Below are 25624 nucleotides of genomic sequence, written 5' to 3'. Positions count from 1 at the left end.
ATTTATAGGCTTTCATAAAAATGCTTCATCTCTTCGAACTCTTCCAAATCCAGATCATCTGCCCCTACGTCTGTTGGTGTCAGTTCCTGACCGGACTGATTAAGGCAATGACGAATGGTATTCAACAGGTGTGTTTCGAAGCGGGAGAAAAGTTGTTTGACCGTGCGCTCTTCATATGCATTCCTGTCATAGGATATACGGATACTTAATTTTCCGTCCTCCAACCGGCTATCCATATAAAGAGCATAAGATGAACCATTAATCACATCCTTGGTACCTGGTCCAATTTCAGCTTGCAGCGGCGATATTGAAAAATAAACCGATTCCGGGTGTGGGGAGTCTATATAACGGAAACCAATTTCCGGATGACGAAAACGTTTAGAATCCGTTGGATTGCTGGCTTCGGTCAGATATCTCAATGCACCGTAGCCCAATCCGTGATTTGGAACCTGCCGAACCGTTTCCTTCACACGCTTGAGCAACAGCGCTATATCATCCGCAGATTTGATGTCCAGTACAACTGGATACACGGACGTAAACTGCCCTACCGTTCTGGAGATATCCAGCGAATTTGTTTCAGCCTGCTCTCGGCCAGGGTTCTCCACGTAGAGTGCAATCCGTTCTTGTCCTGACCATTCGGACACTGTTTGCCCCAGTACGGACAGCAGTACTTCCTCCGGCACGGTATTATAGGCATGATTGACCTGTGTCATCAGATGCTGGGTTTCGTCAGTTGATAATTGCAGGTGGAGCTGATGTGTTTGTCTCTCCGATCCAGAATCCGTAATGACTTCATGGTCTTTGGGAAGCGTTCTCCACTCTGACAACTCTATCTTGTTCCAATAGTCCTGCTCCTTGAGCAGCTCTTTACTATTCGCATAATGCTCAAGATGCTCTGCCCACGTTTGGTAAGCGTTCGTTTTGTCCGGTAAGACAATCGTTTCCCCATCCAGAGCTTGTCCGTAGCCTGTTGCCAGATCTTCGAGCAAAATATTCCATGAAATGGCGTCAGCCACTAGCGGGTCTACAGCAAGGAAAAGATGATCTCCGCTAACCAGACGGAAAAGCCCTGCCCGAACTCGTGGTCCTTCAAACAGCCGCAGGCTGCTTTGAATCCGTTGACATTCAGCTTCCATCTGGCTGCGTGCTTCGCTTTCCGTTCCCGTAAGCGACAGTACCTCCAGCGTGACTAGCTCCTCATGCAGTCCTTTGTGAGCTTGCGTAACCGACTCGTCAGCCTGTTGTAATAAGCCAAGGCGCAGAGCATCGTGGTGCTCTACGATTTTCTTCAATGCGGCTCGCAATGGCTGCTCGTCAAAGCCCGACTTTGCCAACAGCAGTACCGACATTGCGGCAGGAAGTGCCTCGGATGCTGGATGCCGTTCAAACCCATCGAGTAGATGTCGTTGTATCGGTGTCAGTGGTACTTCTCCATCTATCGGACCTTGCTCTATCGGACGGGACAGTGTTTCTGCATAGCCGCTCAGGATTTCAATGGACGGATGCTCCAGTACGTGTCGGATATCCAGTAAATATCCGTGGAGACGCATGCGTGCGATGACTTGAACTGCTTTAATCGAGTCGCCTCCGAGCAGAAAAAAGTTATCCTGAATGCCTACCTGATCGCGTCCCAAAACATCTTGCCATACGGCGGCCAAAGCTTCTTCCACATCATTTCGCGGCGCTACATAGGCCACATCCGGTCGGAATAGCTTTTCAGGCTCCGGCAATGCTTTTCGGTCGGTTTTTCCGTTCGGTGTCAACGGTATCCGATCCAGAAACACGAAGTAAGACGGAACCGAATAATACGGGAGCAACTTGGCGGCATGTTCATGAATGACCGTTAAGCTTGGTGTTTCTTCTGTATGCAATACAATGTAGGCACACAAGACGGATTCTTGCTCTTTGTTTTGATATACAGTGACGACAGCCTCTTGAATTGCAGAATGGCTCATCAAAGCATTTTCAACCTCACCCAGTTCGATCCGGAATCCACGTACTTTCACCTGATGGTCGATTCGGCCGATAAACTCCAGATTTCCATCTGCTTTCCAGCGAGCGAGGTCACCCGTTCTGTACATTCGTGTCCCTATTGAAAATGGATTATCCACAAATTTCTCTGCCGTCAAATCCTCGCGGTTCCAATAGCCACGCGCCAGCCCTTCCCCTGCAATGCATAGCTCGCCCGGTATACAGATTGGCTGTAATCTGTTCTGCGCATCCATGATATAAATGTGCGTATTCGCAATGGGGCGTCCAATGTCAATCTGATTGGCATGGGTAAGTTCCTGCACTGCCGACCAAACCGTCGTTTCCGTAGGTCCGTACATGTTATAAATACGGGGGCCGTTCAATTTCTGCAATGCCTCCAGCAGCCTGGGTGGAAGCGCTTCTCCCCCAACCATAATTTCCTGTACACCTTGCAGCGCACGGGAGCCTTCCTCATGACTCAGCAGCATGTGCAGCCGCGATGGCGTCATTTGCAGCATGTCAATATGATGTGCAGTAATCAGTTCGCCAAGTGCCTGAGGATCGACCTGATGATGGCGGTCGCCTAGCACGACGGTCATTCCGCCTAGCAGCGGCAGAATCGCTTCCAAAACGAAAATATCGAACGAAATAGTGGTTAGCGATAAAATCGTTTTGTTCGCTGCAAAGTCGATCACTTCACGCATTCCTGTAATAAAATTCAGCACCGAGCGATGCTGGAGCATAACTCCTTTCGGATTTCCGGTTGAGCCAGAAGTATAGATGACGTAAGCCAGATGCTCCGGCTGAGCAGTGGCTTCCAGATTGGTCCTTTCTCCTTGATATACTTCCTCATCTTCGATAAACAGGGTGTTGGCGCTGTAATGGTGTTCTCCTACCAGATCGCGACTGGTCAGGAGCACGGCAGCCTCACTGTCACTCAGCATATACTCAATACGGGCTGACGGATATTCAGGATCGATAGGCACATAAGCGCCACCCGCTTTTAGCACGGCGAGCAGACCGATAATCATTTCCGCCGAACGCTGCACCATCAGGCCGACTAGCTTATCGGGTCCTACACCATTCGCTTGAAGTATCCGTGCCAGTGAGTTAGCACGTTCGTTCAAGTCCCGGTAGGTCAGACGCTGATTTCCGAACGCCAATGCTATATGACCCGGCGTCTGTACGACCTGCTTTTCAAACTGCCCGTGAACTGTCTCATGGTGCGGGAAAGGTACGACGGTATGATTAAATTCGGTTAGCAGTAATTGCTTCTCTTCATCAGATACGATCGTAATATCGGCCAACCGCACCCCGACATCCTGCGTCACCGTTTCCAAAATTCGCACAAAATGCTCTCCCATCCGTCGGATGGTCTCCGGTTTAAACAGCTTTGTGCCATACTCCAAAGTGAAGGACAAACATTCTTTTTCCTCGGTCACATGCAATGAAAAATCCACCTTGGATATACCCGCGTTGAATTCTTCCGGTTTAAAACGAATGCCTCCTGTTTCCAAAACATCTGTGCCGACATTTTGCAAACTGAACATCGTATCGAACACCGGGTTTCGACTTACGTCGCGCACCAGTTCCAGTTTGTCTACAAGCTCATCAAACGGGTATTCCTGATGCTCCAGTGCCAGCAGCGAGTTTTGCTTAACCTCCTGCAAAAAGGATTGGAACGTTAAAGAAGATCGCGGCTGATTGCGAAGAACCAGCGTATTGACGAACATGCCAATCATCGCTTGCGTATCCACATGCCGTCTTCCGGCAACAGGTGTACCCACGATAATGTCCTCTTGGCCAGTATATTTGCCCAGCAGGACATTATAAGCCGCCAAAAGTACCATAAAGATCGTAGATTCGGTATCTTGGGCCAATTTGTAGAGTGTGTTAGTAAGTTTGGATTCCAAGGTGACGGTCAAGCTGTCACCTTCAAAGCTTTGTGCTTGTGGACGCGAAAAGTCCGTAGGCATATTTAGTACAGGAAGCTCGCCCTTCAAGGTCTGGAGCCAATATGATTCATGCGCTTGCAATGCGTCGTCAGTGATCTGCTGCTTCTGCCAAGCAACAAAGTCTTTGTAATGAAGCTGAATGTTCGCAAGCTGTCTGCCCTGATACCGTTGAATGATTTCATCTAGCAGCACGGCCATGGAGAAACCATCGGACACGATGTGATGCATATCCACTAGCAGATTGAAGCCACCTTCGATAAATTCGTACAGTTCGGCGCGGAATAAAGGAGCTGTTCCCAGATGAAAAGGCTGAACAAACAAGGTCCGAGCCTGTTTTGCTTCTTCCTTGGAAATACGGGTATATGGAATGTCGAATGGAATCGTGTCCCGAACTTTTTGTACCACTTCCCCGTCTTCCAGATCGAAATACGTCCTAAAGGATTCATGACGCAAAATAACTTCCCTAACGGCTTCAATGAAGCGGGGAACCTCCAGATCTCCCTCTATGAAAAGCTGACCTGGTACATGATAGGCCTTTCCACCTCCCAGCTGATCCAGCACGTACATTCTCTTTTGGGAAGAAGATACCGGATAGAAGGCTTGCGATTTCACAGATACAATCGGTTCATAGTTCTTCTTTGTTCCACCCGCAATGTATGTAGCCAGCTCAGCAATCGTTTGCAGCTCAAAAATGTGGCTGAGTGGAATGTGTACACCCAATTCCTTATTGACTCTCGACAGAATGACCGTCGCTTTTAGTGAATCACCACCCAGTTGAAAAAAATTATCGTCATCGCTGATATCTGTTACATTCAGAACGTCCATCCAAATGTTCACGAGTTGATCTTCTACGCCGTGGTTCTCAGGAGCGGTGTCTGTTTTAGTCAATACACTTGCTTGTCCCGGCTCTGGCAAAGCCTGTAGATCAGGCTGACCATCCGGCAGAAGAGGAATATGATCCATAGGAATCCAAAAACGGGGCTGCGTATAATCTGGAAGAATTTCGATTGCAGCCTTTTTCAGTGCGTCTTCTTCCCATGGCTTCGATGCGTTTGCGACCACATAGGCGGTTATATATGAGACTTTTCCAGCTTCGTCCGTTTGCGGTGTAATGACGCAGGACTCCAATCGGAAAGTTTGCAGCAGGAGTTTCTCCAACTGCCCCAAATTAACCCGATGTCCGCGAATGTGGATAGTCCGATTCAAATTGCCAATATGCCGCAGCTTGCCATCGTTTTCTACGTAAGCCCATTCTCGGGTCGTTCCCAACAGGCCTGCTACTGAGGCTTGATACACCTCCCCTGCTGTCCCAACAGGTGCCAAATGCTTGTAGGAATCGAGGACGCAAAGATAGTTTCCGTTGGCATCGGTATTTGCTGCCCATGCAGTTCGAAGTTGTTCGTTCTCCGACGCACGGAGTAAAGTCAGCGCGGAAACGCGAGCCCCTACTTCCTCTACAATGGAATACAGCAGATTCAGGAAATATCTTGACCAGGCTTCGATAATGTTTGGCTGAAAAAGATCCGAATTGTAGTCGAAATCAAGACGTAATTGTTGCTGCGCCTCTGTCACGTTCAAAAACAACTCGTATTTGCTGAATGATACCTCATTCTTAATGAGTTCTACTTCCAGTTCATGGAATTGAAAACGCGGAATCGGTCGATCCATATTGAATACAGCGTTAATGACTGGCAAATGCCTCAGCCCCAGCTGAGCAAGTCCGGCAAAGCTGTACTTTTGGAAGCTATCCAGTTCATTCATGCGCTTTTTGACTGTTTGGACATGCTCCGTAAAAGTAGCATCAGGACGCACTTCGCTGATCATCGGAAGCATGTTGACACAGTTGCCGATCAGAGAGAAGGCGTCCATATGGGATTGTCCTGCGGTGGGAACCCCCACCGTTACTTCCTGCTGCCCTGTCAGCCGATGTAGAAAAATCTGAAAGGCGGATAGCAGCGTTATAAAAAGACTGCTGCCTAGCTTTATGCTGGCGGATCTCAATTGTTTAACGAGCGGCGCTTCGAACATTACGGTATGTCTGCTTCCTCTGGAAGACGGAATCTGTATTCCCCTCACCGGAGATGGCAAATGGAGGACAGGCTGCTGCTTTTCTAGCACTGCCGACCAAAAAGCAAGGGCCTCTTTTTTCCCTGCTTTCAATTGATCCTGCTGCCAAACAACGTAATTCCGAAAAGGTACTGGATCGGGAAGGTTGTAGGCAGCATGTCGAACTAGCGCAGAATAGATGTGTTCCAGTTCCTGAATGAATACACTGATTGACCAGCCATCAGCGATAAAATGATGAAACGTAAAAACACCCAGATGCTCTTCATTCGATATTTTCAGCAGATGAATCCGGAATAATGGCTCGCCTGGCGTCATGGCAAATGGGGTTTCACTGTCCTTGATCATCCACGCCCGGATATGTTGTTCCTGTTCATCTGGGCGATAACTGGTAAAATCATGAAGCGGGATTTCCGCTTTCACCACAGGAGCGAACACCTGAGTTTCCCCATCGCCGCTCATAAAGATATGTAAGGCTTCATGACGGTTTACAATGGTCTGGATAGCTTGGTTGAACGCCTGCTGCTGAAGTGGACCACGAAACCGCAACAAGGCGGTTTCGTGTAAAGATTGAGAGTCACTTCGATCTGAAACAGAAGCGAACCAAAGCTGCTTTTGCTCTGGAGTTAACGCAATAACAGTTTCTGCTGCTTCAGCCTCTGGAGGTACGGTTACAGGTACAGGTTGCTTTCCCGGCCCCGGGCCGTTTCCATTCGGGGGCGGGTCCGGTAAAAATCCCCCTTTACGCAGCTCGTTCACGCTATCCTTGACCGCTTGTACGATTCGCGCAATATCTTCCTCGGTATGGGCTGTGGACAAGAAGCAGTTTCGTCCCTCCCAGATATAGATGCCTTTGTCCAGCATGTGATAGAAGAACAGCTCCAGATCGCCTTTGAGCACGAAGCGGAATAGGGAGCCAAAGTGAACGACCTTCATAGGTACGCGTTCGTCAGTGAAATAGCTGTTCAGCTCCGCTGCTAACGCCGAGGTGCGGCTGTTCAAGCGATTTTGCAGTTGCTCGCCATGCTTCTCCAAATGATCCAGCACCGCTAAGGATGCAGCCATTGCCAGCGGATGATGGCAGAAGGTTCCTGCCACAAAGGTTCGCTGCTGCTCATGCTGCGGATAGGAATCATCCCCGAATCTCCACGTGCCTCCGTCGATCCCGTTCATAAAGGCGGCTTTTCCGGCTACGATGCCGATGGGCAGCCCGCCGCCAATGATTTTACCGTAGGTCACGAGGTCGGCTTGTACCCCAAACCACGCTTGGGCTCCTCCGGGCTGAATCCGGAAGCCTGTGATGACTTCATCAAAAATGAAGGCAGTACCCGACTGCTCCGTTATCTGGCGAATTTCCTGCAAAAAGGCTTTAGGCTGAAAATCTGGTCGGCGGCTTTGTACCGGCTCCACGATAACCGCGGCCAGTTCATGCGCATGGGTGCGGATATAATCCAGAGAATCGTGCGCCCCATAATGAAGCACGACGACATCGTCCACCATATGCTGCAAGATACCTGGAGCTAGAGGTGTCGAATGCTCCTTGTCATCACCCGCGCTCCCCAGTGCCAGCACCCCGTCGAATGTACCGTGATACGAGCCAGCAAAAATGACGACTTTAGCTCGTCCAGTGGCAGCACGTGCCAAACGGAGCGCGACCATGACGGCTTCCGTGCCGGAATTATACAGGGCAATCCGTTCCACGCCGGTCATCTTGCATATTCGCTCGGCGACCTGTCCGGCCATGTTGGACATGGGGCCGACACACATGCCGTTCTTCAGCTCTTCTTCAATTTCTTCACGAATAAAGGCTGGATTGTGTCCGAACAGATTCACACCAAAGCCCATCGTCAAGTCGACATATTCATTGCCGTCCAGATCCCAAATTTTTGAACCATCGGCGCGTTGGGATACAATTTGATACACCATTTCCTTCAAAACAGGCCGGAAACCAGCCACATTGCGGTTATTGGCGTATACGGAGCGATACTGCTGGGTGTACTGTTTGGTGCTACCCGTACGGGCCGTGTAGCGTTCAATCAGTTCTTGCAGGTGTTGTTCCTGACGGAGCGAAAGCAATTCACGTGCTTTAACATCCAGCTTTTTATAAGGCGTATACGGCTTGACTTCATTGCCTGTCTGCTTGAAAACAGCCTTTACGGATGGTGCTGGTGCTAATGCAGCCGCGACTTTCTGCTTGGATTCGGTACGGATGATCTGCGCACTTTCACTACTTGCCGGTAGCAAAACGCCCGTTTCCGGGTTAAATGGCTCGGAAGCTATTACGGATGCAGATGGCTGATGCCGGAGAACATCGAGCTGCTGTGACATCAGATGTAGCTGTTGCTCCAAAATTCGCTCTACAGCCGCAGGAGCTGTAGCGATTGGAAAGCTTTGAGCCCGTGTTTGTCCAGCCGTGTCTATGGCATAAACAGATGCCGCAGCCGGAACAGCGGATTCATGAGACGGTTGGGTTAGCGGGAAAGCTGCGTGATCAACCTGATTCAGAGTTGTTTCTGGACGGTTTTCCACAGATTGAACCGGGGTTTCAGCAGAAGTGAAAATGCTCACCCGCTCGGCTACGTAGCTGGCCAACAGCTCCAGCGTGGTCAACGATTCGAAAAATTCGTTCATTGGAATGTCCAGTCCGAAGGTATCCTTGATACTGTGGCGAACCTGGGACAAATTAATGGAATCCAGCCCAAGCTCCAGAAAATGTGTTTGTGGCTCCAGTTCCTCCAGACTGAGTTGGGACACGTTACCGATCATTTTTGCTAACTTTTGAAGAATAGATGATTTGTGCTGATCGGTAGCAGATGCTGGCGCTGAATACTCGTTCCCCATAATTCCAGACTCCTTTGCTTTTGAGTTTTCATGAACTGGTACCTTCTGTTCCGTTCGAATCTGTTCGGGTACGTTAATCCAGCATCTTTTCCGTTCGAATGGATACGTAGGCAGAGAAACCTTTTTATAGTGCTTACCTGCATAGAGGGCATTCCAATCGATCTGCGCTCCTTGCACATACTTAGCAGCCAGTTGCTCCAGTGATTGCAACGTGTCCAAGCTTCCAGCGACCATCTCTGCGCCACCTTTGTTATCCGCTTTCCCGGTGTATACACCTTCGACGACTCTACCTTGTTCGTGTAACTGAATCACCTTCGCCTTCAACGCATCCGCCCCTGCGGCAGTCACAGCAATCCGGTGATTCAGGTGACTTCTGCCTGTGTTAGCCGTATAGCATACATCCTGCATCACGAGTTCTTCCGCACGTCCGAACCGTTCTGCGTATCGCCCGACCAGCTCGTGCAAAGCGGATTCACTCCGCGCTGACAGGGTCAGCAGCAGTGGTGATGATCTATTGTTGCTGTCCGTTGAGGCTTGGTCTGATTCCGTCTTCGCTATATATTCCTCCAGCACCACATGGCAGTTTGTCCCGCTGAATCCAAAGGAACTCAGTCCGCTTCTTCTCGGGAAACCGTCCGTCTTCCATTCCCTAAGCTTCGTATTAGCATATACCGGGGATTCCTCAAAATGGATCTTTTGGTTTGGTGTGCGAAAATGAACGAGCGGTGCAATCTGTTGGTGCTTCATGGACAATACGGATTTGATCAAGCCTGCAATCCCAGCGGCTTCGTATAAATGACCGATATTCGTTTTGACCGTGCTGATCGCCACAAACTGCTTACGCTGTGTATGCTTGCGGAAAGCCTTGGTAATGCCGTCAATCTCAACCGGATCACCCAGCTTGGTGCCGGTGCCATGTGCTTCGATATAACTTATCGTTTCAGGATCAATCCGTGCATCACGCCACGCCTGCGAAATCACTTCTGCCTGAGCGAGGGCATTCGGCGCGGAAATACCAATCGTGCTGCCGTCCTGATTGATGGCACTTCCCTTGATCACGGCTAAAATGTTGTCACCGTCTTGTTCCGCTTTGCGCAGCGGCTTCAGTAAAACGGCTCCAACTCCTTCACCCCAGCCCGTTCCGTCCGACTGGTCGTCGAAGGCGCGTGCTCGATCATCAGAGGATTCCATGCCAATGCCCGCTTTCAGCGGCAGTAAAATCGTCTTCACTCCACCTGCCAAGGCCATGTCGCAGTCTCCGCTAAGGATGGACTTGCAGGCCAAATGCACTGCCACGAGGGATGAAGAGCATGCTGTATCAATGGTTAGCGCCGGACCTTTTAGATCGAGCAAATATGCAATCCTGCTGGAAATAATGGATGATAAATTACCAATGGCAAAGTTCGGCAGCGCGCCCGGTTCCACCTCAGACAACAAACGCTCGTATTCGAAGCTGGTTTTGGAGAATCCGACATACACGCCGACCTTTTGGCCTGCCAGTTGCTTCCCCCCATACCCCGCATCCTCAATCGTGCTCCAGGCTGTTTGTAGAAATAACCGTTGATTCGGGTCCATGAGTGAGGCTTCCCGTGGAGTCAGCTTAAAGAAGGAGTAATCGAACTTGTCTACTTCATCCAGATAGCCGCCTTCTGCAATTTGCATATTCCGTCCTTCCGTATTCAGACGGGAAATGAAATCTTCGGCATCTTTTCTTCTTTCGTCGCTGTACGGGCCGATATTGTCAGCCCCTGATGCCACATTCGCCCAAAACTGCTCTAATGTTTCCGCTTGAGGAAACTTGCCTGACATGCCGATGATGGCGATATCCCGGACATTCGCTTCCTCCTTGGCCTCGGACTGTGCTGTTGCAGCCGGGTCGCTGCTCATGCCCTGACTAGAGATATATGCAGCAAGCTTGGCGATGGTCGGATAGGAAAAGAAGTCCGTCACCTCAATATGAATCCCTAATTGATCCTCCAACAGGTCCACAATTTGAACGAGCTGCAAGGAAGTCACTCCGATATCAAAGTAGCTGTCGTCCGTCCCGATCGACTTTACATTTAAAATATCCTGGCAGATTCCAATCAGCTTCTGTTCTATCTCTCCTTGAGGTAAGGCTACACGCTCAGCTGCTTGCATGACTCGAGTAGTAGCCTCGGCCAGTGCTGTCAATATTTCATCAAATTCGCCCTGCTCATAACTCTGGGCTAATTTGAAGCGCTGAACCTTTCCACTGGTTGTTTTAGGAATACGCCGGATCGGAACCACATCCTGAATATGCCAACCTCCCCGGTAATTTAGATGACTTTTCAGCTTTTGGACAAGCGGTACAAAATGCTCTATCTTTTTCGTGTGCATCACAAAGGCAATAATACGATCCTGCCTCGTTTGCGTATCATGTACACCGCACACGGCTACTTTTCCGAGATCCACACCATCCAGTTCCTCGGCAATCCTCTCGATGTCATGCGGGTAGACATTCTGTCCGTTCACGAAAATGATATCCTTGGCTCTACCAGTAATAGTCAGGCGACCGTTCCGCATAAACCCTAAATCGCCGGTGATAAGCCAGCCATCCTCTGTTTTGACCTTCGCGGTAGCCTCTGGATTGTTATAGTATCCGGATGTCACATTTTTGCCGCGGATCTGTGTGTGTCCAATCACCCCATCTTCAAGCACCTGATTTTTTTCATCGCAAATGCGGACAGAGGTACTGGCCAACGGATACCCCAAATCCACAAAAGTAAGACACCGCTTGTCGGACTTGTCCACTTCTTCTATGGGTTCACCCACGTGTAACTGCTGCCGGTTCAAATGAATGGGTATAAAGGTGCTTTTGTCCAGAGGTGGAGAGGAAACTCCCACACTCGCCTCTGCCAATCCGTAGACAGGAAACATCGCATTTTTATTCAAACCGTGAACACTCATTGCATCCATAAACACATCACAAAGCTCCACAGATACGGGCTCCGCTCCATTTAAGATCATACGGACATTTGACAAATCCCAGTTAGCTGCTGTTTCGGGTTTATACTGATCGAGAAAAAATTTATATCCAAAATTGGGAGAGCATATTTGAGTCACCTTATGCTCCGATACTTTTTTTAGCCATAAAGACGGGCGTCTGATAAAAAGTGCCGTTGGCATAATCAACTGCTTGGCATTAGCGATCACACAGGTTAAATGAAATGCGATCAATCCCAGGTCATGCGTAAGCGGCATCCAGCCCAAATAAGCATCCTTGGAGCTCATGCCCGTTTGATTTGCGACATCCCGAATATTGTAAACCAAATTTTCATGCGTCAGCATGACTCCTTTGGGATCACCTGTAGAACCTGAGGAAAATTGGATAAAAGCTAAATCCTCCGGTTTGGGTATATGGGCAACACCTTTACTCTGATTGGAAAAATCGAATATATGGCTTGAAAAAGTCGCTTTTTTAACGGGCTCAAAGGAATCCAGCAGTTCGTGCTGGTGCGAGTATTTTTCCAACTGCTCCAATACCTTGTCATCTGCAATCATATAAGGGCGGGAAAGTGTATTCCAGATTTTAAACAATTTCATTTTATGCTCATCATTATTCCCTATGCTTACAGGAACAGGAACGATTCCACCGAGTAGGCAACCCCAAAATACATTCACAAAGGTATGATTGTCGTCGATCTGCATGATCAGCTCATCGCCAGGTTGTATCCCTTTTTCCTGTAATTCATAAAGTACCTGTGATGCTTGCTCCAGAAGTTTACAGTAGGATACGTATTCCTCTTGTTTATCACCGGAAATAAAGGTGATTCCGTTCTCATCCCGGCTTGAACGGTCTTGAATGATTTCAATTAAAGTTTGAAACTGTTCCATCCTGATCCCTCCTCAATTGCTCTAGCATTACTTTCTGCTCTCCTTCGGAGACCTGTTTGGTTTGCAACACCAGGCGAATACACTCCAAAATCTCCTGTCTTTGCTCAAAAGCAGGAGGTGAACCGCTCCCTGATTCAGAGCTTCGAAGTAATTCTTCCAGTCTTCGAACAGGTAAAATAACACCCTTTCGATAATCATCTTCATTCCAATTGGCATTGGGGGTAGATACCGCCAATGAAAGGGAACGAGCAACCCAATCACGGATTGAGAAGCGGCGTTCCAGTTCAACGCGATCCAAGTCTCTATCCACGGACAGCAATTCAATGGTAGTGTTTATTTCCTTCGCCAAATTTTTCAGCACCGTTCGTGGACCTAACTCGATGCCTTGTTTTACGCCATGATTCTCCATATACTGCATGGTCTGAATCCATCGAACCGGGTGAGTCATTTGCAAAATCAATCCTTGACGGATGCTGTCAACATCGGGGTATGGCAGAGCGGTCACATTGGAGATCACGGGCCACTGCGCTTCATGGAAAGTGTATTTTTGCAGCTCGATGGTCAGCCTGTCCGCAGCATGCTGCATAAGCGGACTATGAAAAGGGCCGCTGACCTGCAAGCGAGTAATTTGAGCCCCCCGCTGTTCTAACTTGTCAGCTACCATAGCTATCGATGTATGATGACCAGAGATGACATACTGATTAGGCGAATTGTAACAAGCAATAACAGCAGGCTGATCGATTGGGGAGTGCAGACGACAGAATTCTTCCACGGCGTTCAACTCAGCTCCGCGAATGGCAATCATGCTGCCCAGACCGGCCTCTGCGGCTTCTTCCATGATGCGTCCTCGCTTTTGAACCAGTCGTAAAGCGTCGCTAAAGGATAGAACACCGCTACTTACCAGAGCTGAATATTCACCCAGGCTATGACCTGCTGAAAATTCAGGGATAATTCCGATTTCATGCATATAACGCCGGAATGCAATGACACTGATCGTGAGAAGTGCGGGCTGAGTATAGAATGTTCTGGATAGCTGGGTCATCGGACCTGCCATGCATAAAGCTTTCAGATCATATCCCAAAATATCAGCAGCCTCTTCGAACAAGCGATCCGCTTCTGCAAAGCCGCTATGCCACGTAGCCCCCATTCCTACATACTGAGAGCCTTGCCCAGGAAAAACCAAAGCAATGCGATTCATATCAAACCCCTTTCCTCCCCACAAAGATGTGGCAAAGCAAAAATGTTTTTACGATTCAGGTGTTAATGTACATATGTATGAAGACAATAGCTGTAGAGATAGATGTAGCAAAAAGCAACAAAACCGATTGTCAAAAAACAGTAATCGACATGTAAAAATGAGTTGGTTATGGAGTTTCCATTCGTGGTGTGATTGAGATCAAAAGTCAGATGTGTGAGTAGACTTGGAAGTGTAAAAAAACTTGAGGTATACTGGAATTCCAGGCTTGGAACCTAAAATTCAGTATCATAGATGAATGTGATGAGAAATTGTTGAGGTCATACAGGATGTTTTTCGATGTTAAGTATTAAATGAGAAATATTTTATTTATATAATAGATATGGACTCGAAAAATGTCAATATCTTTTTTAAATTCCTTTAATAAGGAAAAAATGCGATATATGAATGATTTTGTTTCAATATAAATATAAAAGTAAATTAAAGTATGTCGATATAATGTATAAGTATATTATATACACAAACAATGCCCTCTTTTGTCTAAAAATCAGGCATTGTTTGTAATTTTTAATGAATTATTGTAAAATTTCTGTGTAGTAAGTGCAAGAAACAGATTTTGTGTTATATCTGGTGCTTGACAAACCAAATTGTAATGCGTTGCAGTCGTTCCACACGAAGCTGCGCATGTCCTTTTCGTGAAAGTTCGTGGCTTTATCCAACCCCCTTTCGGCGAACAAATCGGCTTCGTCCGTTCTTGGTGATCGAGATACGTTCATATTCCCAACGCTCGTACATGGATAGCAGATATGGATGCTTCTCCGCTGTCGCCAGTGTCACCGCAGGGGCACCCAACTGATCACGAATAATTGTGTGTTCTACTCAATTCGTTTTCTCCCGTACCCTTGGCCTGTGCAGCCGGGTCTACAGCGAACCACATCACAAACGGCAAGTCGATTATAAAATCAAGGGCTTATTTTTCGAATGGCTAACAGTAGCCTGAATGACCCCGTTAATTTCCAGCACATAGCAATCATTGTGTTTAATGTTCTCCCGAATGAGAGCAACGTCTGCCTGAGTGGCAGGCCACTGGAGTCCCAACTGCCGAATCATTTCGTACGCTTCGTAGGTCACATACTGTTCGTCTGCACTAAGTTATCTGAATGTTCAGGTAAAATCAATATCTATGTCATCAATTTTAACAACAGTCATTCCTTGATAAGGGGTTTTACGCTCCAAAAAAGTAACAGGAACGTAAAAGTCCGAATTATCTTCTTTCTTTATACCCAAATGAATGTATCTGCCACTAAAAATGTTATACAACATAAACTCAGCATCAATCATGCTTTGGGCTAACTGAGGATTAAAAATAATAAAGCTAGGTTGATGTAGTAATTTATGAAGAAATGGGAAATGTCATATACGATAAATGGTTCTCTCATATCCGCCTAAGTTGGCTTTTTTCAGCATTTCTAAAGTCAGTGTTCCTTGTCTTAATTTTGGAAACCCTTTTTTTCCACGATATGAAGACCCAGTTTTCATTTTATGTATGCAAAGTAAATGAAGAAGATCAAAAGTTCTAAAATGCAACCTGATACCACGCTTTTTATGACGAATTTTATAATGAAAAATTAAGTTTCAAAGGTGCTCCTCATAAAAGATACTTCACTTATCGTCGCTTTAGCAAGCTGATTTCTCACTTTGTCCTTGTTAGCACCCATAAAATAAATGTCTTAAAACCTTTCAGATACATATCTTTAGGAACAAGCATAATAATCCAGTATTCTGCTATTCTTACTTTTATTTGATATGGACGTAATACATATCCATGCTCATACATATAATAGCACTCTTTAGGCTAACAGTTCACTTTGAGTTCAGAGGAATTTCTTCAATTAAACTTGCGTCTGTATGGCGAACATTCCCTACAGCTTTAGAAACGGGATACAGTTCATTAATCCAGCAGGGTATGACCAAGGCATTTTTATACATGTTCCATTTTTGTTATTTCAATGTAAGAACTACGTCACCCTACTCTTCGTCAGGACTAGGTTACTTCTATGTTATTCCTTCTTAGTTTCCATATCCTTTCATTAAACTGTTTAAATATCTAATTCCGAAAAGATAAAAGAGAGCACAGCCCATTATGGCTGTGCTCTCTTTTATCGTGCTTGGCGACGTCCTACTCTCCCAGGACCCTGCAGTCCAAGTACCATCGGCGCTGGAGGGCTTAACGGTCGTGTTCGGGATGGGTACGTGTGGAACCCCTCCGCTATCGCCACCAAACATGAATTTGCTACGCAAATTCTTCCGTATTGAAACTCGGTTCATCGCAGCTGTGTGAATGAATTTCAATGCGTATTTCGTATGTATTTCTACATACCTTCAAGGTTACACCCTGAAAACTGGATCCGAAACTTATTTGCGTTTTATCTTTAGGATAAGCCCTCGACCGATTAGTATTGGTCAGCTCCATGCATTACTGCACTTCCACCCCCAACCTATCTACCTCGTCGTCTTCAAGGGGTCTTACATACTGGGAAATCTCATCTTGAGGGGGGCTTCACGCTTAGATGCTTTCAGCGCTTATCCCTTCCGTACATAGCTACCCAGCGGTGCTCCTGGCGGAACAACTGGTACACCAGCGGTACGTCCATCCCGGTCCTCTCGTACTAAGGACAGCTCCTCTCAAATTTCCTACGCCCACGACAGATAGGGACCGAACTGTCTCACGACGTTCTGAACCCAGCTCGCGTACCGCTTTAATGGGCGAACAGCCCAACCCTTGGGACCTACTTCAGCCCCAGGATGCGATGAGCCGACATCGAGGTGCCAAACCTCCCCGTCGATGTGGACTCTTGGGGGAGATAAGCCTGTTATCCCCAGGGTAGCTTTTATCCGTTGAGCGATGGCCCTTCCATGCGGTACCACCGGATCACTAAGCCCGACTTTCGTCCCTGCTCGACTTGTAGGTCTCGCAGTCAAGCTCCCTTCTGCCTTTGCACTCTTCGAATGATTTCCAACCATTCTGAGGGAACCTTGGGGCGCCTCCGTTACTCTTTAGGAGGCGACCGCCCCAGTCAAACTGCCCACCTGACACTGTCCTCGCACCGGATTACGGTACCAAGTTAGAACCTAGATACGATCAGGGTGGTATCCCAAGGATGCCTCCCTTCAAGCTGGCGCTCAAAGTTCGACGGCTCCCACCTATCCTGTACAGATCGTACCCAAATTCAATATCAAGCTGCAGTAAAGCTCCATGGGGTCTTTCCGTCTTGTCGCGGGTAACCTGCATCTTCACAGGTATTAAAATTTCACCGGATCTCTCGTTGAGACAGCGCCCAAGTCGTTACGCCATTCGTGCGGGTCAGAATTTACCTGACAAGGAATTTCGCTACCTTAGGACCGTTATAGTTACGGCCGCCGTTTACTGGGGCTTCGGTTCATAGCTTCGCCCGAAGGCTTACCACTCCCCTTAACCTTCCAGCACCGGGCAGGCGTCAGCCCGTATACTTCGCCTTGCGGCTTCGCACAGACCTGTGTTTTTGCTAAACAGTCGCTTGGGCCTTTTCACTGCGGCCCCCTCGGGCTATTCACCCTACCGAGGCACCCCTTCTCCCGAAGTTACGGGGTCATTTTGCCGAGTTCCTTAACGAGAGTTCTTCCGCGCGCCTTAGAATTCTCTTCTCGCCTACCTGTGTCGGTTTGCGGTACGGGCACCTTCTCCTGGCTAGAGGCTTTTCTTGGCAGTCTGAGATCATGACCTTCGCTACTATAATTTTCGCTCCCCATCACAGCCCAGCCTTAATGATATGCGGATTTGCCTACACACCAGCCTCACTGCTTAGACGGACATCCATCCGTCCGCGTCACTACCCTACTGCGTCACCCCATTGCTCATAACGGATTACGGTGGTACAGGAATTTCGACCTGTTGTCCTTCGACTACGCCTATCGGCCTCGCCTTAGGTCCCGACTTACCCTGAGCGGACGAACCTTCCTCAGGAACCCTTAGGCTTTCGGCGGATCTGATTCTCACAGATCTTTTCGTTACTCATACCGGCATTCTCACTTGAATGCAGTCCAGCGCTCCTTACGGTACACCTTCAACCCGCATTCAACGCTCCCCTACCCCTGATGCAAGCATCAAGCCATAGCTTCGGTGGTGTGTTTAGCCCCGTTACATTTTCGGCGCAGAGTCACTCGACCAGTGAGCTATTACGCACTCTTTCAATGGTGGCTGCTTCTAAGCCAACATCCTGGTTGTCTGTGCAACTCCACATCCTTTCCCACTTAACACACACTTGGGGACCTTAGCTGATGGTCTGGGCTGTTTCCCTTTCGACAATGGATCTTAGCACTCACTGTCTGACTCCCGGAACTAAATCTATGGCATTCGGAGTTTGACTGAGCTTGGTAACCCTTGCGGGCCCCGCACCCAATCAGTGCTCTACCTCCACGATTCTTCTTTCCGAGGCTAGCCCTAAAGCTATTTCGGGGAGAACCAGCTATCTCCGGGTTCGATTGGAATTTCTCCGCTACCCCCACCTCATCCCCGCATTTTTCAACATGCGTGGGTTCGGGCCTCCAGTGCGTGTTACCGCACCTTCACCCTGGACAGGGGTAGATCACCCGGTTTCGGGTCTACGTCCACGTACTCAATTCGCCCTATTCAGACTCGCTTTCGCTGCGGCTTCAGCTCTTCACCTTAACCTTGCACGGGAACGTAACTCGCCGGTTCATTCTACAAAAGGCACGCCATCACCCGTGATTTTTCCAAAGGAAAATATCATAGGGCTCTGACTTCTTGTAAGCACACGGTTTCAGGATCTATTTCACTCCCCTTCCGGGGTGCTTTTCACCTTTCCCTCACGGTACTGCTTCACTATCGGTCGCCAGGGAGTATTTAGCCTTGGCAGATGGTCCTGCCGGATTCATACGGGGTTTCACGTGCCCCGCACTACTCGGGATCCGTCTCGGAGGGAACAAGTTTTGAACTACAGGGCTTTTACCTTCTCTGGCGGGCCTTTCCAGACCTCTTCATCTAACCGGTTCCTTTGTAACTCCATGTGAGACGTCCCACAACCCCAAGGAGCAAGCTCCTTGGTTTGGGCTAATCCGCGTTCGCTCGCCGCTACTGACGGAATCACTATTGTTTTCTCTTCCTCAGGGTACTTAGATGTTTCAGTTCCCCTGGTCTGCCTCTCACTCACCTATGAATTCAGTGAGTAGTGACTGTCGATGAAGACAGCCGGGTTTCCCCATTCGGACATCCCCGGATCAAAGCTTGCTTACAGCTCCCCGAGGCCTTATCGTTGTTCGCCACGTCCTTCGTCGGCTCCTGGCGCCTAGGCATCCTCCGTGTGCTCTTTGTAGCTTAACCTAGACTTTTCTTTGATAAAAGAAAATGTCGATGTTCGATAAAGAATGATTTTTGCCAAAGGCAAAAGATCTTTCCTTACCTGCTACCTTTATTTCACTTGTTTACACAAGATCAGCTTAAAGGAATATTCTAAAACGCAATTTCGTTTCGGTATCCAGTTTTCAAGGTGCAATTCGCTTCATCGAAGCGAAACCCGATGAATATTTCGGTTCCACACGGATGTGTGAATGAAGTATTCGTCGAAGCTTGAGAGTTTGAACTCTCAAAACTGAGCAACGAGTGAGTAAGTTCAGGATATTCATTTCATTCACACGAATGTGATGAACCGAATTGAATATCCGGTCGCAGGTACATGTACCTGCTAATTTGAATGTTTCCATCGCAGGAAACGATTCTCCATAGAAAGGAGGTGATCCAGCCGCACCTTCCGATACGGCTACCTTGTTACGACTTCACCCCAATCATCTACCCCACCTTCGGCGGCTGGCTCCCTTGCGGGTTACCCCACCGACTTCGGGTGTTGTAAACTCTCGTGGTGTGACGGGCGGTGTGTACAAGACCCGGGAACGTATTCACCGCGGCATGCTGATCCGCGATTACTAGCAATTCCGACTTCATGTAGGCGAGTTGCAGCCTACAATCCGAACTGAGACCGGCTTTTCTAGGATTGGCTCCACCTCGCGGCTTCGCTTCCCGTTGTACCGGCCATTGTAGTACGTGTGTAGCCCAGGTCATAAGGGGCATGATGATTTGACGTCATCCCCACCTTCCTCCGGTTTGTCACCGGCAGTCTGCTTAGAGTGCCCAGCTTGACCTGCTGGCAACTAAGCATAAGGGTTGCGCTCGTTGCGGGACTTAACCCAACATCTCACGACACGAGCTGACGACAACCATGCACCACCTGTCTCCTCTGTCCCGAAGGAAAGCCATATCTCTACAGCGGTCAGAGGGATGTCAAGACCTGGTAAGGTTCTTCGCGTTGCTTCGAATTAAACCACATACTCCACTGCTTGTGCGGGTCCCCGTCAATTCCTTTGAGTTTCAGTCTTGCGACCGTACTCCCCAGGCGGAATGCTTAATGTGTTAACTTCGGCACCAAGGGTATCGAAACCCCTAACACCTAGCATTCATCGTTTACGGCGTGGACTACCAGGGTATCTAATCCTGTTTGCTCCCCACGCTTTCGCGCCTCAGCGTCAGTTACAGCCCAGAGAGTCGCCTTCGCCACTGGTGTTCCTCCACATCTCTACGCATTTCACCGCTACACGTGGAATTCCACTCTCCTCTTCTGCACTCAAGCTCCCCAGTTTCCAGTGCGACCCGAAGTTGAGCCTCGGGATTAAACACCAGACTTAAAGAGCCGCCTGCGCGCGCTTTACGCCCAATAATTCCGGACAACGCTTGCCCCCTACGTATTACCGCGGCTGCTGGCACGTAGTTAGCCGGGGCTTTCTTCTCAGGTACCGTCACTCTTGTAGCAGTTACTCTACAAGACGTTCTTCCCTGGCAACAGAGCTTTACGATCCGAAAACCTTCATCACTCACGCGGCGTTGCTCCGTCAGGCTTTCGCCCATTGCGGAAGATTCCCTACTGCTGCCTCCCGTAGGAGTCTGGGCCGTGTCTCAGTCCCAGTGTGGCCGATCACCCTCTCAGGTCGGCTACGCATCGTCGCCTTGGTAGGCCTTTACCCCACCAACTAGCTAATGCGCCGCAGGCCCATCCACAAGTGACAGATTGCTCCGTCTTTCCTCCTTCGCCCATGCAGGAAAAGGATGTATCGGGTATTAGCTACCGTTTCCGGTAGTTATCCCTGTCTTGTGGGCAGGTTGCCTACGTGTTACTCACCCGTCCGCCGCTAGGTTATGTAGAAGCAAGCTTCTACATAACCTCGCTCGACTTGCATGTATTAGGCACGCCGCCAGCGTTCGTCCTGAGCCAGGATCAAACTCTCCATTAAAGACCAACCGAAGTTGGTTTATAGAAAGAGCGATAAGCTCATTTTGAAACTGACGAGATAAAAAACATCTCTTGTTTGCTTCCATTTTATACAGCCTGGAAGGCATGTACCAAAATTTCAGCGTTGGATTTTGCAAGCAAAATCCGTACTCACTCGTTGTTCAGTTTTCAAAGATCAAGTCAACAGCCGTTTAACTGGCTGGATATATAATTTATCACGTGTATACCTATCAGGCAAGTTGTAATATTTCCCAATTTACTAGTTTGTATTTCTACACGGTGATTTACCTGGAACAACTGAGACTCTCTTATCTCCTACTTCAAGTGCAAAGTTGATCAGGTATAAACATCATAAATCAGAAAAGCAGAAGCTCTTTATGTATTGGAGGAACCGCTACTTCCGCTTTTTTAGATAAAATCCTGAAAGTTAGCTTAGCTTAAAGCTGTAGCTAAATCCTGTATCAGAAGTTCAGCAGGCTCATGCCCTACAGCTAGGCGGATAAGCGATTCGGGCATGTGTTGTTTTTCTAGACTCTGCTTATTGAAGCCGTAGTTTGGTGAGATCACCTGGCTCTCCATAGACCCCCAAGATACACCGATCCGAATCAGTCGCAGTTTATTGATCACTCTGCATATATCCTCATAACCCGAATCTTTTAGTTCAAAACTGAATAATCCGGCATACCCTTTGAGTTGCCTACATGCCAGCTCATGTTGTGGGTGAGAAGGAAGTCCGGGATGATTCACTTTTGAAATGGCCGGATGATCTGATAGAAAACGAGCAACCAACAGAGCATTTCTCTGATGGGCTTCCATTCGGAGCGGGAGTGTTCTTAGCCCCCGAATGAGTAGCCATGCTTCAAAAGGGGCCAACGAGCCGCCAATCAACTCATACTCTTCAGCATACATACGATTTATTATCTCTTTAGAAGCGATCACTGCCCCTGCAATTAAATCATTATGACCACCCAAGTACTTGGATGCGGAGTGAACAACGATATCTACGCCCCATTCTAATGGTTTTTGAAAAAGGGGTGTAGCCCATGAATTATCTATGATTGTGCGGATGCCCTTCGCTTTGGAAAGCGAAGCTACCTCCTGAATATTTACCATATCGAATGTGAATGAGGTAGGAGACTCCATAAGAATAGCACGGGTCTGCGGGTTGATGGCATCAGCAACTGCTTCCGTAGAAATGGAATGTACAATTGTATAATTTATATTGAACTTCGATAAGTATTTAGCTAGGCTGACGGAGGTTTCGTATATGTGTCCGACCAGAATCAGATGGTCCCCGGCGGATAAACTACACATTAAAGCCGCACTGATAGCAGCCATTCCGGAAGCAAAGCACTTGCAGTCCGCCCCACCTTCCAGTGCAGCAATCATTTGCTCTGCAATCTGAACGGTAGGATTGGTTCCCCTCGAATAGACATAATGCTCCTTTTCATTATTAGCCGCTTCAGCATAATCTTCGTAAGTATCAAAGAAAAATGGAGCAGTCTCATAAATAGGAGGAGCAGCAGCCTTAGCAAAACACCCTAGTTCGTCCTCAAATCGGAGACAGATAAGCTGATCATCCGAGAAACTCAAATCTGATCACCACTTTCTGAAAAATTTCAAACTCATGAGGTAGTCTCCTCAATCCGGGACTCAAATATTCTATAGGGTTATTTCAAAAATCTTTTAAAGAACTGCTGGGATCTAAAAATGATAATTAAATGCATGAAATAAATATGGAGCAGTGAATGGAAGCAATGAGTAAAAATACACTCAGGGTATCAGAGTTGATCATCTGTATTTCATTGTTTGAGCTGGGAAGTACAACCCTGACTGTTCACCTTGCTCCTCTTTTTTGGCTTAATTATCAAAATGGTCTTATTTTTAATGCTTTTTCTATCTCATTGGCACGATATGAAGTGTTCCATCCTCGCTTAACTCTGCATAGGCAATCTCATCGATACTATCATATCCCTGCTCTCGCACCTTAGCCTTAATCTCTCCAATATCAATTGTTTTCCCACGCATAGATTCATTTAGCAACCTTCCCTTATCAATGACAGTAACAGAAAAAAGATCAGGCTGTGCATCTATTCCCATATCCTGAGCGGCGGGTGGCTCGTATTCAGGTTTCCGCATGACTGACAAGGAGCCGTTCGTCTCTAACGTAGCGTACCAGACCTCACGCAGAGAAAAAATATTTTGCTGGCGTAGCATGGAGAGTAGCTGTGTAAATTCTATGTCATATTTCTCCAGCATTTCTTGATTAACCTGCCCTTTATCCACGAGCAGCACTGTTCGACCTTCTGCCATATATCCAAATTTCACAAAATGGGTCGTCGCTTTTTCAAAAAAGTAGGCCAGCGCGCACCATAGTGCCAAAGCAAATAAAAGCTGCCCAATGGTCACCTTATCGTCATATAACGTATTTCCCACAATTTCGCTTAACACCAATGATGTTAGGAAATCGAGTGGTGTTAACTGACTAAGTGTTTTCCGACCTGTAATAAAAGTAATGATCCACAAGCCAAAAAAGCTGATGATCAATTTGACACCAATCGAAACAAATACCTCCATAAATAGGCCTCCCGGAAGAAGTTGTTTTGTTATGTGTTATTTACACCGGCCTACCTCAGCATAAACAGAGGATTATTCCTGAAATGTCCGAATAAAAAAGCCCGCTACCAACTAGAGGCAGCGAACTTTTTAATTACGGCTAGTATATAATCTTAATCAAAGGCAATATGCCAGCTCCCGTAATTTTGTGCATAGTGACATCATTGCCCGCTAGCTTGGACTCTGGAGTCATGATTATCTACTTTTCACAAGCAGCTGAATCGCTTCTTTAACCAGCTTATCCGTGTCTCCTCCAGCCTCTTGCTCTTCCAATATACATCGTTGCAGATTCTCTGCTACAATTTGGGCAATCGCTTTATCTGATGCGTTACGTACGGCAGATAACTGGCTAACGACGTCTTTGCACGATTTTCCTTCATCCATTAAACGAAGTACCCCACGCACCTGTCCCTCAATCCTCCTCAGGCGCGTTTTCAGTTCATCACTGTAATTGTAATCCATAAGTAATGCACTCCTTTTTCGACTTACCATATACACGTATAGGTATATTATAAACCAAAAAAATAAATAGGATACCCTAAATAAATAGATTCACCTTGCCCTGGGAAGCATCCCCCAAGTAGGCGGCTACCCCAGCATATTCCAAACCGTCGATTAGCTCTTCTTGCTGCAGCCCTAACAAATCCATGGTCATGGTACAGGCGACGAGCTTGATCCCCTGCTCTCGTGCCAACTCTATAAGCTGCGGCAAGGAAAGCGCATTGTGTTTTTTCATGACATGCTTGATCATCTGTGGACCGAGTCCGGCAAAATTCATTTTGGATAGTGCCAGCTTTTTGGGTCCACGAGGCATGATCCAACCAAAGGCTTTTTCGAGTATTCCCTTATTAGTGCTCACGATTTCATCCTTGCGTAACGTATTTAACCCCCAAAAAGTAAAGAAAATAGTTACTTCGTGATCATATGCTGCCGCTCCATTCGCAATAATGAATGCAGCAATCGCCTTATCCAGCTCCCCGCTGAATAATACAATCGTTGTTTTGGGTGTGCTCATATGGATTCGCTTCCTTTAGTCTCTCCAGCCCATTCGGATATGCCTGAAAGCACAGATTTGACTTTTTTAGCGCCTTTGGCAACTAATAACTGACAAGCCATTTCACTGCGTGCTCCAGCTTGGCAAATCACTGCGATCTCTTCTTCCAAGTTCAGTTCAGAAAGTCTGTTCTCCAGTTCGCCAAGAGGGATGTGCTTAGATCCAGGGATATGTTTAAGCGTAAATTCAGCGGGTTCACGAACATCGAGTAAAATGAAGTTCTCTTTGCCAGAATATTTTGCTTGTAGCTCTTCATGGCTTATCGTAGAAGAAAATACTTGCTCCTTCTTCACTTCAGCTAGATTTGCTTTTTGTAGATAATGTCGCATTACATCTCCTTCTTGGAGAGTGCCCAAATATTGATGTCCGGTGTTTTTGGCCCAGCTCTGAAAATCGGCTAATGAACCTTTGTCAGTCGCCTGAATCTCCATAATCTTTCCGGGAACGAGCTCATTCATAGCCTTTCTTGCTTTTACAATAGGCATAGGACAAGCTAGCCCTTTACAATCAAGAATATGATCTGCTTGGATATTGTTAGTTGATGACATTCTATAACCTCCGCCTGTTTTTTGAGGGGCTTAGCTTAGTTAAATCTTTTATACATATACCCCTATAGGTATTAGAATAATGATACTCACTTCTCTTGTCAACTTATTTGGCCGTTTCTTCTCAGAAGCAAACAAAATCATGTCTTAAACAAATAAAATTAAAAGCAAAAAAAGCCGCGCATAAATGC

The 25624-nt window shown here is 47.5% G+C and carries 7 protein-coding genes, 3 rRNA genes and 1 pseudogene; all 11 read right to left on the bottom strand.

The features are described from left to right. Positions 1-2 precede the first annotated feature (2 nt). The gene (locus MKY75_RS11645; RefSeq protein ID WP_340885341.1) at positions 3-12686 is read right to left on the bottom strand and encodes an amino acid adenylation domain-containing protein; all 12684 of its coding nucleotides are present in this window, start codon (positions 12684-12686) and stop codon (positions 3-5) included. Beyond that, positions 12661-13884 carry an ACP S-malonyltransferase gene (gene fabD, locus MKY75_RS11640; protein ID WP_340885338.1) on the bottom strand — a complete coding sequence of 408 codons (1224 nt, stop codon included), beginning with the start codon at positions 13882-13884 and terminating at the stop codon, positions 12661-12663. Before fabD ends, MKY75_RS11645 begins: the two co-directional genes overlap by 26 nt. Before the next feature lie 708 nt (positions 13885-14592). Then, positions 14593-15012 (bottom strand): annotated as a pseudogene (locus MKY75_RS25590) (GNAT family N-acetyltransferase). Positions 15013-16047: 1035 nt separating this feature from the next. Next, positions 16048-16164 (bottom strand): 5S ribosomal RNA (gene rrf / locus MKY75_RS11625). Positions 16165-16314: 150 nt separating this feature from the next. Continuing rightward, positions 16315-19261: ribosomal RNA gene (locus MKY75_RS11620) — 23S ribosomal RNA — on the bottom strand. A gap of 402 nt (positions 19262-19663) precedes the next feature. Continuing rightward, positions 19664-21219, bottom strand: a 16S ribosomal RNA gene (locus MKY75_RS11615). Together the 16S, 23S and 5S rRNA genes form the textbook arrangement of a ribosomal RNA operon. A 431-nt stretch (positions 21220-21650) precedes the next feature. Then, positions 21651-22811 (bottom strand): trans-sulfuration enzyme family protein, encoded by a 1161-nt coding sequence (locus tag MKY75_RS11610; RefSeq protein ID WP_165150849.1) that lies wholly within the window; start codon positions 22809-22811, stop codon positions 21651-21653. A 303-nt stretch (positions 22812-23114) separates the two neighbouring features. Continuing rightward, positions 23115-23795 carry a YetF domain-containing protein gene (locus tag MKY75_RS11605; RefSeq protein WP_029516790.1) on the bottom strand — a complete coding sequence of 227 codons (681 nt, stop codon included), beginning with the start codon at positions 23793-23795 and terminating at the stop codon, positions 23115-23117. Positions 23796-24029: 234 nt separating this feature from the next. Continuing rightward, the gene (locus MKY75_RS11600; protein ID WP_013310304.1) at positions 24030-24296 is read right to left on the bottom strand and encodes a metal-sensitive transcriptional regulator; all 267 of its coding nucleotides are present in this window, start codon (positions 24294-24296) and stop codon (positions 24030-24032) included. A 76-nt stretch (positions 24297-24372) separates the two neighbouring features. Then, positions 24373-24849, bottom strand: coding sequence for a DsrE/DsrF/DrsH-like family protein (locus MKY75_RS11595; protein WP_039275080.1), 477 nt, complete (start codon positions 24847-24849; stop codon positions 24373-24375). Beyond that, complete coding sequence (locus tag MKY75_RS11590; protein ID WP_340885334.1) at positions 24846-25436, bottom strand: sulfurtransferase TusA family protein; 591 nt, start codon at positions 25434-25436, stop codon at positions 24846-24848. Before MKY75_RS11590 ends, MKY75_RS11595 begins: the two co-directional genes overlap by 4 nt. Between the last annotated feature and the right edge of the window lie 188 nt (positions 25437-25624).

This window comes from Paenibacillus sp. FSL L8-0663 (assembly GCF_038008125.1).
Taxonomy (GTDB): domain Bacteria; phylum Bacillota; class Bacilli; order Paenibacillales; family Paenibacillaceae; genus Paenibacillus; species Paenibacillus polymyxa_D.
The sequence above is the reverse complement of the archived record's forward strand: the minus strand, read 5'-3'. Positions and strand labels throughout refer to the sequence as shown.

Excerpts from the sequence above, each read along its gene's own strand:
- MKY75_RS11605 (WP_029516790.1), bottom strand. The coding sequence starts at position 23,795 with ATGGAGGTATTTGTTTCGATTGGTGTCAAATTGATCATCAGCTTTTTT.
- MKY75_RS11590 (WP_340885334.1), bottom strand. The coding sequence starts at position 25,436 with ATGTCATCAACTAACAATATCCAAGCAGATCATATTCTTGATTGTAAA.
- MKY75_RS11645 (WP_340885341.1), bottom strand. The coding sequence starts at position 12,686 with ATGGAACAGTTTCAAACTTTAATTGAAATCATTCAAGACCGTTCAAGC.
- fabD (WP_340885338.1), bottom strand. The coding sequence starts at position 13,884 with ATGAATCGCATTGCTTTGGTTTTTCCTGGGCAAGGCTCTCAGTATGTA.
- MKY75_RS11600 (WP_013310304.1), bottom strand. The coding sequence starts at position 24,296 with ATGGATTACAATTACAGTGATGAACTGAAAACGCGCCTGAGGAGGATT.
- MKY75_RS11595 (WP_039275080.1), bottom strand. The coding sequence starts at position 24,849 with ATGAGCACACCCAAAACAACGATTGTATTATTCAGCGGGGAGCTGGAT.